Genomic DNA, 12,157 nt, shown 5'->3' on the forward strand with positions numbered 1-12,157 from the left:
CGGTCGCTCTCTCAGCGTCCTCATCTCACGGTATGGGAGCGCTCCCAACGCCTTTATGCCCGATTTCGCGCTGTGGCCAGCGTCAAGGCCCGATGAAGAACCCGAGCGTCGCCCAACATCCCGCGCAGCCGCCGCTCGAGCCCGGCGATCGGCACGAGGTTTTGCGGGGCGCGCGGATCCTTGTACGCCGACGACGCGAACCTCGGCAGCGTCGCCCCGGACAGCTCGGCCAGCTCGATCGCCTGCTCCGGGGTCAGGTCGGGCGAGCACTCCACCCGCACGATCCCCGACCACGGCGCGCCCGAGCCGCCCGGCAGCCGCAGATACCAGGACCAGCCACCCCAGACCGTGCCCAAGTGGAAGACCGGGGTGCGCTGGCCCGGCTTCAGCGCGGTGACCACGGCGGTCAGCGCGGCCGGAAGGTACTGCTTCTGCTGGGTCTTGACGTATCCGATGGTGCGCGGCAGCTGCCGCCGGTTGCGCAGCGGACCGTCCACCACGAGCAGATCGTCGCCGCGGGCCATCGTGGAGATTTCGATCTCGAGCGCCGTCAGCTGCGGTTGCACGGCGGCCGGGAGCTTGCTGGCCTCCCCCGTGCCCGAGACGCGGTGCACGTCGTAGCGCACCGAACCCGCTTGGAGGTCGCCGGCGGTCGGGCTGGCCGTGAAGAGTCCACGCCCGACCTTGGCGTCGACCAGCTCGGCGGCGCCCCGTCCCAGGTCGCAGCGCACCACCCCGGCCGCGAAAGAGGCGGCCAGGCCGGCGTACGAGGTGCCGTCCTCCTCCGCCGTCCAAAGGCCCGCGTCGTTGCGGCGCACACCGTCCACCAGGAACACCACGTCCGGCGGGTTCAGGCCGCGCGGCACGTCGATCGGCGCCCACTCGGCCGCCGGCACCTCGACGTCGGTGTCGACCTGCGCGGTGGAGGCGGAGGCCGGGCCGTCCTCGCCGCCACCCTCGAACGACGAGCCGTAGGACGGATCCCAGGCGTCGACGAACATCCTCGTCATAGGCCCACCCTCTCGACGTGCGCCGACCTTGCGTCCTTCGAGACCTCGAAGCGCACCGGCACCCGTTCGGCGAGCGCGTTCACGTGGGTGACCACGCCGACCATCCGGTCGCCGCGGGCCGCGAGATTTTCCAGCGTCGCGGCGACCACGTCGAGGGTCGCGGCGTCCAGCGTGCCGAAGCCCTCGTCCAGCACGATCGACTCGAGGCTCGCGGCGGTGGTGGACATGCCGGCCAGCTGCTCGGAGAGGGCCAGCGCGAGCGCCAGCGACGCCTGGAAGGTCTCGCCGCCGGAGAGCGTGCGCACCCCCCGCCGCAGCCCGGCGTCGTGGTGGTCGATCACGTAGAACTCGCCCTTGTCGTGGATCAGGTCGTACTGGCCGCCGGTCAGCTCCCGCAGGATCCGCGACGCGCCGTCGACCAGCAGGTCGAGCGCCTCCTCGAGCAGCCAGCGCTCGAAGTTGTTGGCCCGCAGGTGCCCGGCGAGCGCCTTGGCGACCCGGCCCTCGCGCTGCAGCGTGATCCGCTGCTCGGACAGCTCCTGAGCCCGCTCCAGCAGCTCGACGGCCTTGCGCCACTCCGCCTCGGCGGTCGTGGCGGCGACCGCGGCCGCGCGGATGAGGTCGCTCTCGCCGCTGTCCGCGCGCCGCGCCGGAGGCGTCACCCCGGCCGCCGTGAACAGCGCCTCGACCGTCGCGTACGCGTGGACGGCGGCCTCGTGGGCGGCGCTCACCGCGGCCTGTGCCTCGTCGCGCGCGGCGGCGCGGCCCCGATGCTCACCGCCGGCCCAGTCGACCAGGGTCGCCCAGGCCGCGGCGAGGTCGTCGCGGTCGGCGGGCGGCGGCGCGAACCGCGCCACCCGGTCGCGGACGCCGTCGAAGGTGCGCCACGCCGCGCGCTCGCGCTCCTCGGCCTGGTGCGCGGACGCCTGGGCCCGGCGCTGCGCCTCGCGCGCCGTCCGCACCGCCGCGCCGGACTGGTCGAGCTTGCGCTGCAGCGCGTCGATCTCGGCGAGCTGGCGTTTCAGCGCGTCGACCCCGGGCGAGCCGGCCACCACCGCGCGCACCTCGCCCAGCCGCGCGACGTGGTGCTCGTGCTGGGCGCGCTTGCGCTCCAGATTGCCCTCCAGCTTGCGGGCCACGGCGTCGCGCTGCTTCCACGCCGACTCGGCGACCTCGGCGGCGGCGCGGGCCGCCTTGCCGGTGGCCTCGGCCTCGCGCACCGCCGAGCCCGCGGGCAGGGGCGGCACGGTCGTCACGGTCTGCTCGCAGACCGGGCAGTGGTCGCCGGCGGCCAGATGGGCGCGCAACGCGGCGGCGCGGTCGATCCGCTGCGCCTCGGTGTAGTCGAGCCGTGCCTGCTCCAGCAGCTGCGTGGCGCCCAGGTGGGCGCTGTGGGTGAGCTCGGCGGCCGCCTGCGCGTCCTTGAACTCGACCTCCGCGACCTGGACCTCGCCGGCGAACCACTCCTCCTGCTCGGTCAGCCGGTCGAGCTCGGCGTGCCGGTCGAGCGTCAGCCGCAGGGACCCGGCGTCGCCGGCCGCGGCCAGCTCGCCGCGCACCTTGTCCTCGCGCTCCTCGGCGGCGCGCACCTCGTCGGTGGCCTCGGTGGCGCTCGCCCGCGCGGCCGCGGTCGCGCCGGCGATCTCCGCGCTTCCGTCGGGCATGCGGATGCCGGAAAGCGCCCGCAGCTCCTGGTCGAGCGCGTCCCGCCGGCCGGCCGCGTCGGCCTCGGCGGTGCGGGCCGCGCGCAGGCCGGGCACCGACTCCTCCACGGCGGCGGTCAGCTCCCGCATCCGGGTCAGGTGGCCGGCGGCCGCCTCGACGGCCTCCTCGGTCGCGTCGGCGAGCCCGGCCAGCTGCTGGTCGATGACGCTGAGCTTGTCGGTGGCGGTGCGCTCCCGGACGACCGCCCGCTGCTGCACCTCCTCGTAGACGTGCAGGCCGAGCAGGTTGACCAGGATCTGCTGCCGGGTGGCCGGCTTGGCGTGCAGGAAGTCGGCGAACTGGCCCTGCGGTAGCACCACGCAGCTGGTGAACTGCTCGTACGGCAGGCCGACCGCGCCGAGGATCGCGTCGTCCATCTCGGCCGGGGTGCCGGCCAGCACCTCGCCCAGGTCGTCGAGGTCCATGCCGGTGTCCAGCTTGGTCACGTCGAAGCCGGGCGGCATGAGCTGGAGCCCGGCGCCGGCCGTCTTGACGTTGCCGCGGCCGTCGCGGCGCACCACCCGGGTCGCGACGTAGCGGTCGCCGGCCGACTCGAAGACCAGCCGGACCCGGGCCTCGGCGGCCGAGGGGGCCAGCGCGTTCGCGATGCCGCGGGCGCCGCCCCAGCGCGGGACGGTGCCGTAGAGCGCGAAGGTGATCGCGTCGAGCACCGTCGACTTGCCCGAGCCGGTCGGCCCGACCAGCGCGAAGTAGTCGGCGTCGGTGAAGTCCACCGTCGTGTCGTCGCGGAAGACGGTGAAGCCGGACATGTCCAGCCGGATCGGCCTCATTCGCCCGCTCCCCGCTCGTGTCGCTGACTCATTGAGTGCTGCTCACCTCGTCGTACAGCTCGTCGAAGAGCTCGCGGACGCCGTCCTCGGCGTTGCCGCGATTGTCCAGATAGTCGCCGAAGAGCTCGCGTGGCGACCGGCCGGCCCGCTGCGCCATCCGCTCACCCGACCTGGTCGGCATCATCTCGGGGTCGATGCGCACCTCGAGCGCGTTGGGCAGCAGCTCCTGCACGTCCTCGCGCAGGCCGACCCGGGGCGTCTCGCGCACCAGGACACGCAGCCACGCGTCCGGCAGGTTCACCGTTGTGAGCTGTTCGAGCGTGCCGCGGACCGTACGCAGGGCGCGGGCCGACGGAATCGGCACGTCCCGCACCCGGGCCGCCTTGTCGATCGACACGTCGACGATCGCGACGGACGGGATGTTTTCCTCCTCGCCGAAGTCGACCGCCAGCGGGCTGCCCGAGTAGCGCGCGGGGCAGGGCGCGATCACCTTCTGGGAGCGGTGCAGGTGACCCAGCGCCACGTAATGCGTGTTCTGCGGGAAGATCGTCGCGGGCACCGCGTACCCCATGATGGTGTGCGCCTCGCGCTCGCCGCCGCCGGACGACGCCCCGACGATCGTGAGGTGGGCAGTCAGCAGGTTGATCACGCCGGGCTCGGCGAACGGCTCGCTGAGCTTGTCGATCAGTCGCGCGATGTGGTCGGCGTACGTCTGGTTGGCCTCGGCCGCCGTCAACTCATACATTTCGGACGCGCGGATGGCGTAGCGCTGAGAAAGGAACGGAAGCGCGACCAACTGCCAACGCTCGCCGTCGTTGGTGGTGCCCGTGATGAGGAGCTCATCGGGATTTTTGTCGACGGATCCCCGCAAGGTGATGCCGGCTTCCGAAGCCCACGGGCGCAGCGCATCCAGGGCCGGGCCGTTGTCGTGGTTGCCGCCGATCGCCACCACCTGGGCGCCGGTGCGCCGAAGCGCCGAGAGCGCCCTGGTCACCACCCGGGTGGCGTCGGCCGTCGGCGCGGCGGTGTCGTAGAGATCACCGGCGACGATCACCAGGTCGGGCCGCTCGGCCTGGGCGATCTCGACCACCTGGCCCAGCACCTTGATGTGCTCGTCGTGCCGGGTGCGGCCCTTGAGGACCTTTCCGACGTGCCAGTCGGAAGTGTGCAAGATGCGCATCGGAGAACCTTAGAACGGGATGTCGTCGTCGGCCCCGGGCCGGCCGACGACGGCGAACGGATCGGCGCCCTGGACGATCGAGCGCATCGAGGACGCCGGAGGCGGCCCCGACTCGGACTTGCGGGTGGCCCAGGCCGGGAACGGGAACTCGACGCAGAGCGGGACCGGGATGTCGGGCTGGTTGACGAACATCGTGCCCGGCCGGGCCAGCAGGGCGCGCTGGCGCATGGCCGGGGGCAGGAAGCCGTACTCGGGTCGCGCGGCCTCGGCCGGGTCGAGGCGGCCCACCACGCGGATCGCCGAGTTGGTCACGATGCGGCGCTCGACCTCGCTCGCGGTCTGCTGGGCGCCGATCAGGATCACGCCGAGCGAGCGGCCGCGCTCGGCGATGTCGAGCAGCACCTCCTTGATCGGCGACGTGCCCTCGCGCGGGGCGTATTTGTTGAGCTCGTCGAGCACCACGAACAGCAGGGGGCGGCCGGTGCCGGCCTTCTCCTTCTCCTCGAACTCGGTCTTGAGCGTCACGCCGACCACGAAGCGCTGCGCGCGGTCCGGCAGGTTGTGCAGGTCGACGACCGTGACCTGGGCCGACTCGGCGGTCTTGATCTGGTGCGGACGGCGCTGGGCGAGGTCGCCGCGGATCAGCCGGGACAGGTCGCGCTTGCTGCCGATCAGCCGGCGGGCGAACGCGTTGACCGTGCCCATGTTGATGGCGCTGCCGGCCCAGGTGGAGCGGGTGTCGTCGTCGGTGAGCTGCTCGACGATGTGGTCGACCAGGTCGCCGTACGACGAGATGCGGCGGCCGTCGATGCTGATCCCGCCCTCGGCCGGCACCGCGTACCGGTTGAGGTGGGCGGTCACCGAGTGGACCACCATCGTGTACTGCTGGCGCTCGTCGTCGGCGTCGGCGAACACGTACGGCAGCAGCTTCTCGGCGCAGAACTCCTCGAGCGTCCAGTAGAACGCGTCGACCCCGGTCAGGCGGCTGCTCACATCGGGCGCGCCGGACGAGTCGCCGGCCCGCGGCGGGGCGTAGACGCGGACGTCGGCGAACGGGGTCGCGGGCAGCTCGAGCAGCTTGTAGGCCGCGGTGGTGGGGTCGTCGAGCTTCGTGTTCGCATGGTCCAGGAACAGCAGGTCCTCGCCCTTGACGTTGAAGATCAGGGCCCGCGCGTTCGCCCCGTCGGCGCCGAGCTGGCCCGAGCGGAACACCGAGTAGAGCAGGAACGTCGCGAAGCTCGTCTTGGTCGCGACGCCGGAGATGCCGGAGATCGAGACATGGGCGCCGCGGGTGCCGTCGAGAAAATCGGCATTCAAGAAGACGGGTACGCCGTCGCGGCCCGTCCCCATCGGGATGCGCCTTTCCATGCGGTCGAAATGCAGCGCCGCGTCGCGCGCCTCGCCCTCGGCCCGGTGCACCACCGCGCCCGGGGCGGGCGGGACGTAGAGCTCGGGGTCGACCCGGGTCGTGGTGATCTCGGCCGCCTCCTGCACCAGGGCGGGCAGCGTGCCCTCGGCGATCGCGAAGACGTCGGAGTCGAACTGGGCGCCCTCGTGCCGCGCCCGGACCTGGGTGACCACGCCGGCGATCGTCACGGGCTCGCGGTCGGGCAGCTCGCGCTTGGTCACCACGACGTCGTCGAGCTGCAGGTAGCTCCCGGGCGTCACGGCCGTCCAGAACTGGAGCGGCGTCGCGTCGGCCGTTCCGAGCACCCGCCCGACGGGGGAAGTTTCGTCAGACACGCCGATCATGTTGCACCAGGGGTACGACAGAACGAGCAGGTGGCCGGGGTTGGCACTGGTTGTCCACAACTTCTGGTGGCCATCCACAGATTTATCCACAAGATCTTGCTGAACCTGTGGAGGCGCGCCCCAGAATCGAACCGATCTCGGCCGATCGGCCAATGACCGGGTGACGACTCTCGAGAAGGCCGTATGTTCCACGAGCCCGCTCCCGAGCCCCGCGCCGACATGTTCCTCCAGCCCGCCACCCGCCGCCGCGGTGGCGGTCGCGGTGGCAATCCCCCCGGCGTCACCCTCACCAGGCAGGCCCGACCTGGCCGGCCGCAAGGGGTGGCGGTCTCCCGGGTCGATCACCAGGTCCGCTTCGACTACATCTTCGACGCGAAGACCTACGACTTCCTCGGCGAGCGGGTCGTCGTGGTGGGCAACCTCCCGCCGTACCCGAAAGGGGTTGTCTCGGTGGACCGCGCGGCTCGAAGTGGCGATCGTGAACCGCGCCGGTCAGCTGCCCTGACGCCCGTACCGGAGGAAAAGCATGTCCTCCCGGGAGAGCACGTGCCGCAGTGACATCTCCCGCGCGACACCTGGCGCCCCGGTCGCGATGCGGCCGGGGCCGCCGCCCACCAGCAGCGGCGAGACGGTCAGGCAGAGCTCGGTGACCAGGTCCTGGGCGATCAGCGACCCGAACAGCGCCGGTCCACCCTCGCAGAGCAACTGGGTGGCGCCCCGCGAGTGCAGCGCCGCGATGCCGGCCGCGAGATCGATCTCCCCGTCGCCGACCGCGATCACCTCCGCGACCGGCGCAAAACGATCAAGGCCGGCCTGGCGATGGGTGAGGATGATCGGCCGGATCGGCGCGTCGCTGAAGATCAGCTGGTCGAGGTCGAAGTCGAGCGAGCGCGACACCACCACCATGAGCGGAAATTCCGGCAAATCCCGATTTTTTCGCCACGCACGCGCCGCGGGCGTCAAACGAAGCGCGTCGTACTTCTCCTGTCGGACCGTCCCGGCGCCGACGATCAAGGCGTCGCACACCATCCGCAGCGCATCGAAGATCTCCTTGTCACCCGGCCCCTGCAGGCCGGCGGAGAGCCCGTCCACCGTGACGGCGCCATCGACGCTCGCGATGAAGTTGACCCGCAGGGTGGGCTCCGCATTGCGGGGATAAAGCTCGACCAGGTCGGAAGGCCAGGAACGGAAGACGCTCACGGCCCCGGCGATCCCGTCGCGGGCGGGGTCGGCTGCGGTGTCTTGTGCTGACAGTCGCACCACGAGCCGCCGCGGCAGTCCTCGTGGCGGCGCTCCCGGCAGGCCTGGCAGATCACACCCCGACCCTACCGAGTTTTACCTTGACCTCGGAGTTACGGCCGCGCAACCCGGGCGAAACGCCGATTTGGCAGTGTGGACGACTGGACAACCTACGAGGTCCCGACAGGAGTAGATGCATGTTGCTGCGGGTTCGAGTCACCCTGCCCGACCGTCCCGGCGCCCTCGGCCAGGTCGCCCGCACGCTCGGCGTCGCCGGCGCCGACATCGTCCAGGTCGTCGTGCTGGAGCGTCTGGGCGGCCGCGCCATCGACGACTTCACCGTGGTCTGGCCGGGCGCCTCCCGGGTCGAGCGCCTCCTCGCCGGCCTCGCCGCCATCCCCGGCGTGCAGGTCGACGGCGTGTGGAAGGCGATCGGCGCCCCGGTCAACGGCGGCCACGACGCCGAACTGCTCGCGCAGGTCGCGGCGAACCCGGCCGACGGGCTCGCCACCCTCGTCGACGCGGTCCCCGGCCTGCTGGCCGCCGACTGGGCCGCCGCCGCAGTGGTCCCGGCCGACTGGGCCGCCCGCTCCGGCGCGCCCCGCCCGCTGCCGGCCGAGCCGATCATGAGTCTCGGCGGCGACGCCACGATCGCGTACGCGAGCTGGCGCGCCCCCGCCCCGCTGCAGCTGCCCGAGATCACCCCGCTGCGGGCCCGCCCGCTCACCGACCCCGCGGGCACCCGCTACGCGGTGGCGCCGTTCGGCCGGGCCGGGCTGGTGCTGGTGATCGCCCGGCAGGACGACGACGAGCTGCCCGCCGCCGGCTTCCACGTCACCGAGGTCGACCGGCTCGCCCAGCTCGTCCGGGCCGCCGCTGTGATCCTCGGCGACCGCCTCGACGCGGCCGCTGTGCCCGCCGTCATGTGATCGGACTCTCCCCAAAACTGCAGCTCAAGCAATGTCCGGTTAACACCTCCCAGGCAGAATTGAAGCAGGACAGCCGAAGGGAGTGCCGAACATGGCGCTGTGGCGGATCCGGGCAACGGTGGACGACCGGCCGGGCTACCTTTCCGTATTGACCGCGAGCCTCGCGCTCAAATCGGTGAACATTCTCGCCGTCCAGGTGCACACCACCGAGGCCGGCGCCGTGGACGACTTCCTCGTCGACGCGCCCGACGCGCTCACCGAGGCCGACCTGCTCGCCGCGATCGCCCGCGGCCGCGGGCGGGACGCGTTCGTGGCACGGGCCGAGGCCGAGGGCCTCGCCGACCAGCCGACCCGGGCACTCGCCCTGGCCGGGCGGCTGGTGCACGACCCGGACGCGCTGGGCGAGGCGCTGGTCGCCCTGCTCGACGCGTCCGAGGCCCGCTGGCGGCCCGACCCGCTGCCGGGGCGTCCGGGCTACGACGACTCCCGGATGACGCTGGCCGATCCGGCCGGCGGCTCCTACGAGGTGCTGCGCCCCCGGCCGTCGTTCACCCCGGCCGAGTACGCCCGGGCCCGCGCCCTGGTCGAGGTGGCCGGCACGATGGTGCGCAACCACCAGGAGCAGGCCACCCTGCTGCTGCCGGACGGCGCCGAGATCACCCTGCGCACGGCCGTCGAAGACGACCTCGACGGCGTCCGCGCCCTGCACGAGCGCGCCTCGTCGGCCTCGCTGCACAGCCGCTATCTGGGCGGCGGCGCCCCGGGCGACACGCGCCTGCGGCGGCTGCTCGAGCCGGCCGGCGGCCGCACGCTGGTCGCGATCGACAGTGGCGGCAAGGTCGTGGCGATGGCCAGCCTGCTGGCCGAGGGCGATCTGGGCGAGCTCGCGGTCCTGGTCGAGGACGGCTGGCAGCGCCGCGGCCTCGGCACCGCCCTGGCCCGCCGGCTGGTGGCGTGGGCCGGCAAGGGCCGCTTCGCCGCGCTGGTCGCGCACACCGGCGCCGACAACGTGGCGATGCTGCGCACGCTGCGACGCCTGGGCGCGGGCGAGTCCGAGCGGGACGGCGCGATGGTCAGCGTGACGCTGCCGATCACGGGCCGGGAGCCGGCCAAAGATCAGGCCGCGGTCAGCTGACCAGGGTGCCGTGCTCGACGCAGGTGGCGGTCCACCCGGTCGGCACGACCTGCACCTTCATCCGCCGGCGGCAGTCGGGGCAGTAGCGAGGCGGCTCGAGTTTCCGGGCTGCCTCGCAGGGCCCATGGTCATCGGCGTTTTTTGAAGCGCCGCACCGGTCGCAGTACATCAGAGCGTCGCCGAGAGCGCCTTGACCGGCATCTTCAGGTCTTCGAGCAGGGCCAGGTCCTCGGTGGCCGGGCGCCCCAGCGTGGTCAGGTAGTTCCCGACGATCACCGCGTTGATCCCGCCGAGCAGACCGTCGCGGGTGCCGAGGTCGCCCAAGGTGATTTCCCTGCCGCCCGCGTACCGGAGAATGGTCTTGGGCATGGCCAGCCGGAACGCGGCGATCGCCCGCAGCGCGTCCTTCCCCTCGACCACCGGCTGATCGCCGAGTGGCGTGCCCGGGCGCGGGTTCAGGAAGTTCATCGGGACCTCGTGCGGGTCGAGCTCGGCCAGCTGGGCCGCGAACTCGGCCCGCTGCTCGACCGTCTCCCCCAGACCGAGGATGCCGCCGCAGCAGACCTCCATGCCCGAGTCGCGCACCATCTTCAGCGTCGACCAGCGCTCCTCCCACGAGTGCGTGGTCACCACGTTCGGGAAGAAGGACCGGCAGGTCTCGAGGTTGTGGTTGTACCGGTGCACGCCCATCTCGACCAACTCGTCGACCTGCGCCTGGGTCAGCATGCCGAGGCTCGCGGCGACCTGGATGTCGACGGCCTCCTTGATGGCCTTGACGCCCTCCCGCATCTGATCCATCAGGCGCTGGTCGGGCCCGCGCACGGCGGCGACGATGCAGAACTCGGTCGCGCCCGTGGCGGCGGTCTGCCGGGCCGCCTCGACCAGCGACGGGATGTCGAGCCAGACCGAGCGCACCGGCGAGGCGAACAGACCCGACTGCGAGCAGAAATGGCAGTCCTCCGGGCAGCCGCCGGTCTTCAGCGAGACAATGCCCTCAACTTCAACTTCAGGACCACACCACTTCATGCGTACGTCGTGGGCAAGCTGAAGCAAATCGGGGAGATCCTCGTCGGGGGTCCTCAGCGCCTCCAGGATCCCCGCCTCGTCGAGGCCGACACCGGTCGCGAGCACCTTTTCGAAGATCTCTTGCATGCCCGTACCCTACCGTGCTGCTGATAGTTTCCCTTTCTTGTGATCGTTGGGGGTGCCTTGACGGGCTGGTTGGATGCGCTGGAGCGCCTCGCCGGGAGCAGGGCCAAGGCCGGGCTCACCCGTCAGCTGCGCCCTCGTCCGGCCGACGACGACGTCGTCGACCTGGCCGGCAACGATTACCTGGGGCTGAGCGTCCATCCCGCGGTGATCGCCGGTTCCGCTTCCTCATTGCACGAGTACGGCTTGGGCGCGACCGGCTCGCGTCTGGTGCGAGGGTCCACCGAGGCACACGCGGAGCTCGAAACCGCCCTCGCCGACTGGCTTCTGATGCCGGCCGCGCTGGTCTTCTCCTCCGGCTACCTGGCCAACCTGGCCGCCGTCCGTGGCCTGACCGCCGTCTGCGACCTGGTCGTCTCGGACGCCTACAACCACGCCTCCCTGATCGACGGCTGCAAGATCTCGGGCGCGCGCACCATAGTCGCCCCGCACAACGACCCGGCCGGCGTGGCGGCCGTCCTCGACGCCCACCCCGGACAGTCCGCGCTGGTCATCACCGAGTCGGTCTTCTCGGTCGACGGCGACCTGTCCCCGCTGCGCTCGCTGCACGACGTCACCTCGGCGCGCGGCGCGCTCCTGCTGGTCGACGACGCGCACGCGCTCGGCATCCTCGGCCCGTCCGGCGCCGGCGGGGTAGCCGCGGCCGGCCTAGCGGGCCTCTCCGATGTGGTCGTCACCGCCACCCTGTCCAAGTCCCTGGGCGGCGCCGGCGGCGTCGTGGCCGGCCCGGCCCCGTTCATCGACCACCTGATCGACACCGGCCGCACCTTCATCTACGACACCGCCCTGCCCCCCGCCGTGGTCGGCGGTGTGACGGCAGCGGTCCGCATCGCCCAGACCGCCGACGACCGCCGCGCATTGCTGGCGGCTCGCGGCGCCCAGATCGTGCAACGGCTGGCCGCCGCCGGCTTCGACGTGAAGCCCCCGGCGGCCGGCGTCCTCTCGGTGATGGCCCCCGGCCCCGAGGCCGCCGTGTCGTGGGCAGCCGACTGCCGCGACCGAGGCGTGGCCGTGGGATGCTTCCGCCCACCGTCCACCCCCGACGGTTCTTCCCGCTTGAGGCTTACCCTGAACGCGGGCGTCCCCGACGACGCGTTCGCCCACGCCCTCGACGTCATCGTGGAGTGCGCCCCATGACTGCCAGCAGTTACCACCTGCCCGGCCTCCGAGCCGCCAACATGGTCTTCACCCCCGGCCCGGACGGCTTC

At 72.2% G+C, this 12,157-nt stretch carries 10 protein-coding genes and 1 pseudogene; 4 read left to right on the plus strand and 7 right to left on the minus strand.

Annotation, left to right across the window (positions count from 1 at the left end; genetic code table 11):
* Nucleotides 1–53 precede the first annotated feature (53 nt).
* From ACQPZX_RS41115 to ACQPZX_RS41130, 4 genes are read right to left on the minus strand one after another with little or no spacing between them, the layout of a single operon-like run.
* On the minus strand, nt 54–1,010 hold the full coding sequence (locus tag ACQPZX_RS41115) for a hypothetical protein (protein ID WP_433368207.1): 957 nt from the start codon (nt 1,008–1,010) through the stop codon (nt 54–56).
* Nucleotides 1,007–3,505: an AAA family ATPase gene (locus tag ACQPZX_RS41120; protein ID WP_433368210.1), complete on the minus strand. Its 2,499-nt coding sequence runs from the start codon at nt 3,503–3,505 to the stop codon at nt 1,007–1,009. The genes ACQPZX_RS41115 and ACQPZX_RS41120 overlap by 4 nt, the downstream gene beginning before the upstream one ends.
* 28 nt (nt 3,506–3,533) lie before the next feature.
* Nucleotides 3,534–4,685, minus strand: coding sequence for an exonuclease SbcCD subunit D (locus ACQPZX_RS41125; RefSeq protein ID WP_433368213.1), 1,152 nt, complete (start codon nt 4,683–4,685; stop codon nt 3,534–3,536).
* 9 nt (nt 4,686–4,694) lie between these two features.
* Complete coding sequence (locus ACQPZX_RS41130) at nt 4,695–6,437, minus strand: ATP-binding protein (protein ID WP_433368216.1); 1,743 nt, start codon at nt 6,435–6,437, stop codon at nt 4,695–4,697.
* A 183-nt stretch (nt 6,438–6,620) separates the two neighbouring features.
* On the opposite strand from ACQPZX_RS41130, the gene ACQPZX_RS41135 reads away from it, so the two are divergent.
* On the plus strand, nt 6,621–6,995 hold the full coding sequence (locus tag ACQPZX_RS41135; protein WP_433368218.1) for a hypothetical protein: 375 nt from the start codon (nt 6,621–6,623) through the stop codon (nt 6,993–6,995).
* Here ACQPZX_RS41135 and ACQPZX_RS41140 read toward each other — a convergent pair.
* Nucleotides 6,930–7,637 carry a pyrimidine reductase family protein gene (locus tag ACQPZX_RS41140; RefSeq protein ID WP_433368221.1) on the minus strand — a complete coding sequence of 236 codons (708 nt, stop codon included), beginning with the start codon at nt 7,635–7,637 and terminating at the stop codon, nt 6,930–6,932. The genes ACQPZX_RS41135 and ACQPZX_RS41140 overlap by 66 nt on opposite strands.
* Before the next feature lie 236 nt (nt 7,638–7,873).
* Between ACQPZX_RS41140 and ACQPZX_RS41145 the strand changes: the two genes are divergently transcribed.
* Together ACQPZX_RS41145 and ACQPZX_RS41150 are read left to right on the plus strand one after the other, a co-directional pair.
* The gene (locus ACQPZX_RS41145; RefSeq protein WP_433368223.1) at nt 7,874–8,605 is read left to right on the plus strand and encodes an amino acid-binding protein; all 732 of its coding nucleotides are present in this window, start codon (nt 7,874–7,876) and stop codon (nt 8,603–8,605) included.
* Between the two features lie 91 nt (nt 8,606–8,696).
* Entirely contained in the window at nt 8,697–9,740 is a 1,044-nt protein-coding gene (locus ACQPZX_RS41150) for a GNAT family N-acetyltransferase (protein WP_433368225.1), read from the plus strand.
* On the opposite strand, the pseudogene ACQPZX_RS41155 reads toward ACQPZX_RS41150, so the two are convergent.
* Nucleotides 9,733–9,963, minus strand: a pseudogene (locus ACQPZX_RS41155) (hypothetical protein); the annotation flags it as partial. The gene ACQPZX_RS41150 and the pseudogene ACQPZX_RS41155 sit on opposite strands and share 8 nt — an antisense overlap.
* Entirely contained in the window at nt 9,909–10,892 is a 984-nt protein-coding gene (gene bioB, locus ACQPZX_RS41160) for a biotin synthase BioB (protein ID WP_433368228.1), read from the minus strand. The pseudogene ACQPZX_RS41155 and the gene bioB, both read right to left, overlap by 55 nt.
* Before the next feature lie 57 nt (nt 10,893–10,949).
* Here bioB and ACQPZX_RS41165 point away from each other — a divergent pair, with 57 nt between their 5' ends.
* Nucleotides 10,950–12,086: an 8-amino-7-oxononanoate synthase gene (locus tag ACQPZX_RS41165; RefSeq protein WP_433368231.1), complete on the plus strand. Its 1,137-nt coding sequence runs from the start codon at nt 10,950–10,952 to the stop codon at nt 12,084–12,086.
* Nucleotides 12,087–12,157: the final 71 nt, after the last annotated feature.

Source organism: Actinoplanes sp. CA-142083, from assembly GCF_050942195.1.
Taxonomy (GTDB): Bacteria; Actinomycetota; Actinomycetes; order Mycobacteriales; family Micromonosporaceae; genus Actinoplanes.

Bases quoted from the DNA above. Each gene is read 5' to 3' on its own strand.
- ACQPZX_RS41135 (WP_433368218.1), top strand. From the start codon at position 6,621: ATGTTCCACGAGCCCGCTCCCGAGCCCCGCGCCGACATGTTCCTCCAG.
- ACQPZX_RS41120 (WP_433368210.1), bottom strand. From the start codon at position 3,505: ATGAGGCCGATCCGGCTGGACATGTCCGGCTTCACCGTCTTCCGCGAC.
- bioB (WP_433368228.1), bottom strand. From the start codon at position 10,892: ATGCAAGAGATCTTCGAAAAGGTGCTCGCGACCGGTGTCGGCCTCGAC.
- ACQPZX_RS41150 (WP_433368225.1), top strand. From the start codon at position 8,697: ATGGCGCTGTGGCGGATCCGGGCAACGGTGGACGACCGGCCGGGCTAC.
- ACQPZX_RS41130 (WP_433368216.1), bottom strand. From the start codon at position 6,437: ATGATCGGCGTGTCTGACGAAACTTCCCCCGTCGGGCGGGTGCTCGGA.
- ACQPZX_RS41115 (WP_433368207.1), bottom strand. From the start codon at position 1,010: ATGACGAGGATGTTCGTCGACGCCTGGGATCCGTCCTACGGCTCGTCG.
- ACQPZX_RS41125 (WP_433368213.1), bottom strand. From the start codon at position 4,685: ATGCGCATCTTGCACACTTCCGACTGGCACGTCGGAAAGGTCCTCAAG.
- ACQPZX_RS41145 (WP_433368223.1), top strand. From the start codon at position 7,874: ATGTTGCTGCGGGTTCGAGTCACCCTGCCCGACCGTCCCGGCGCCCTC.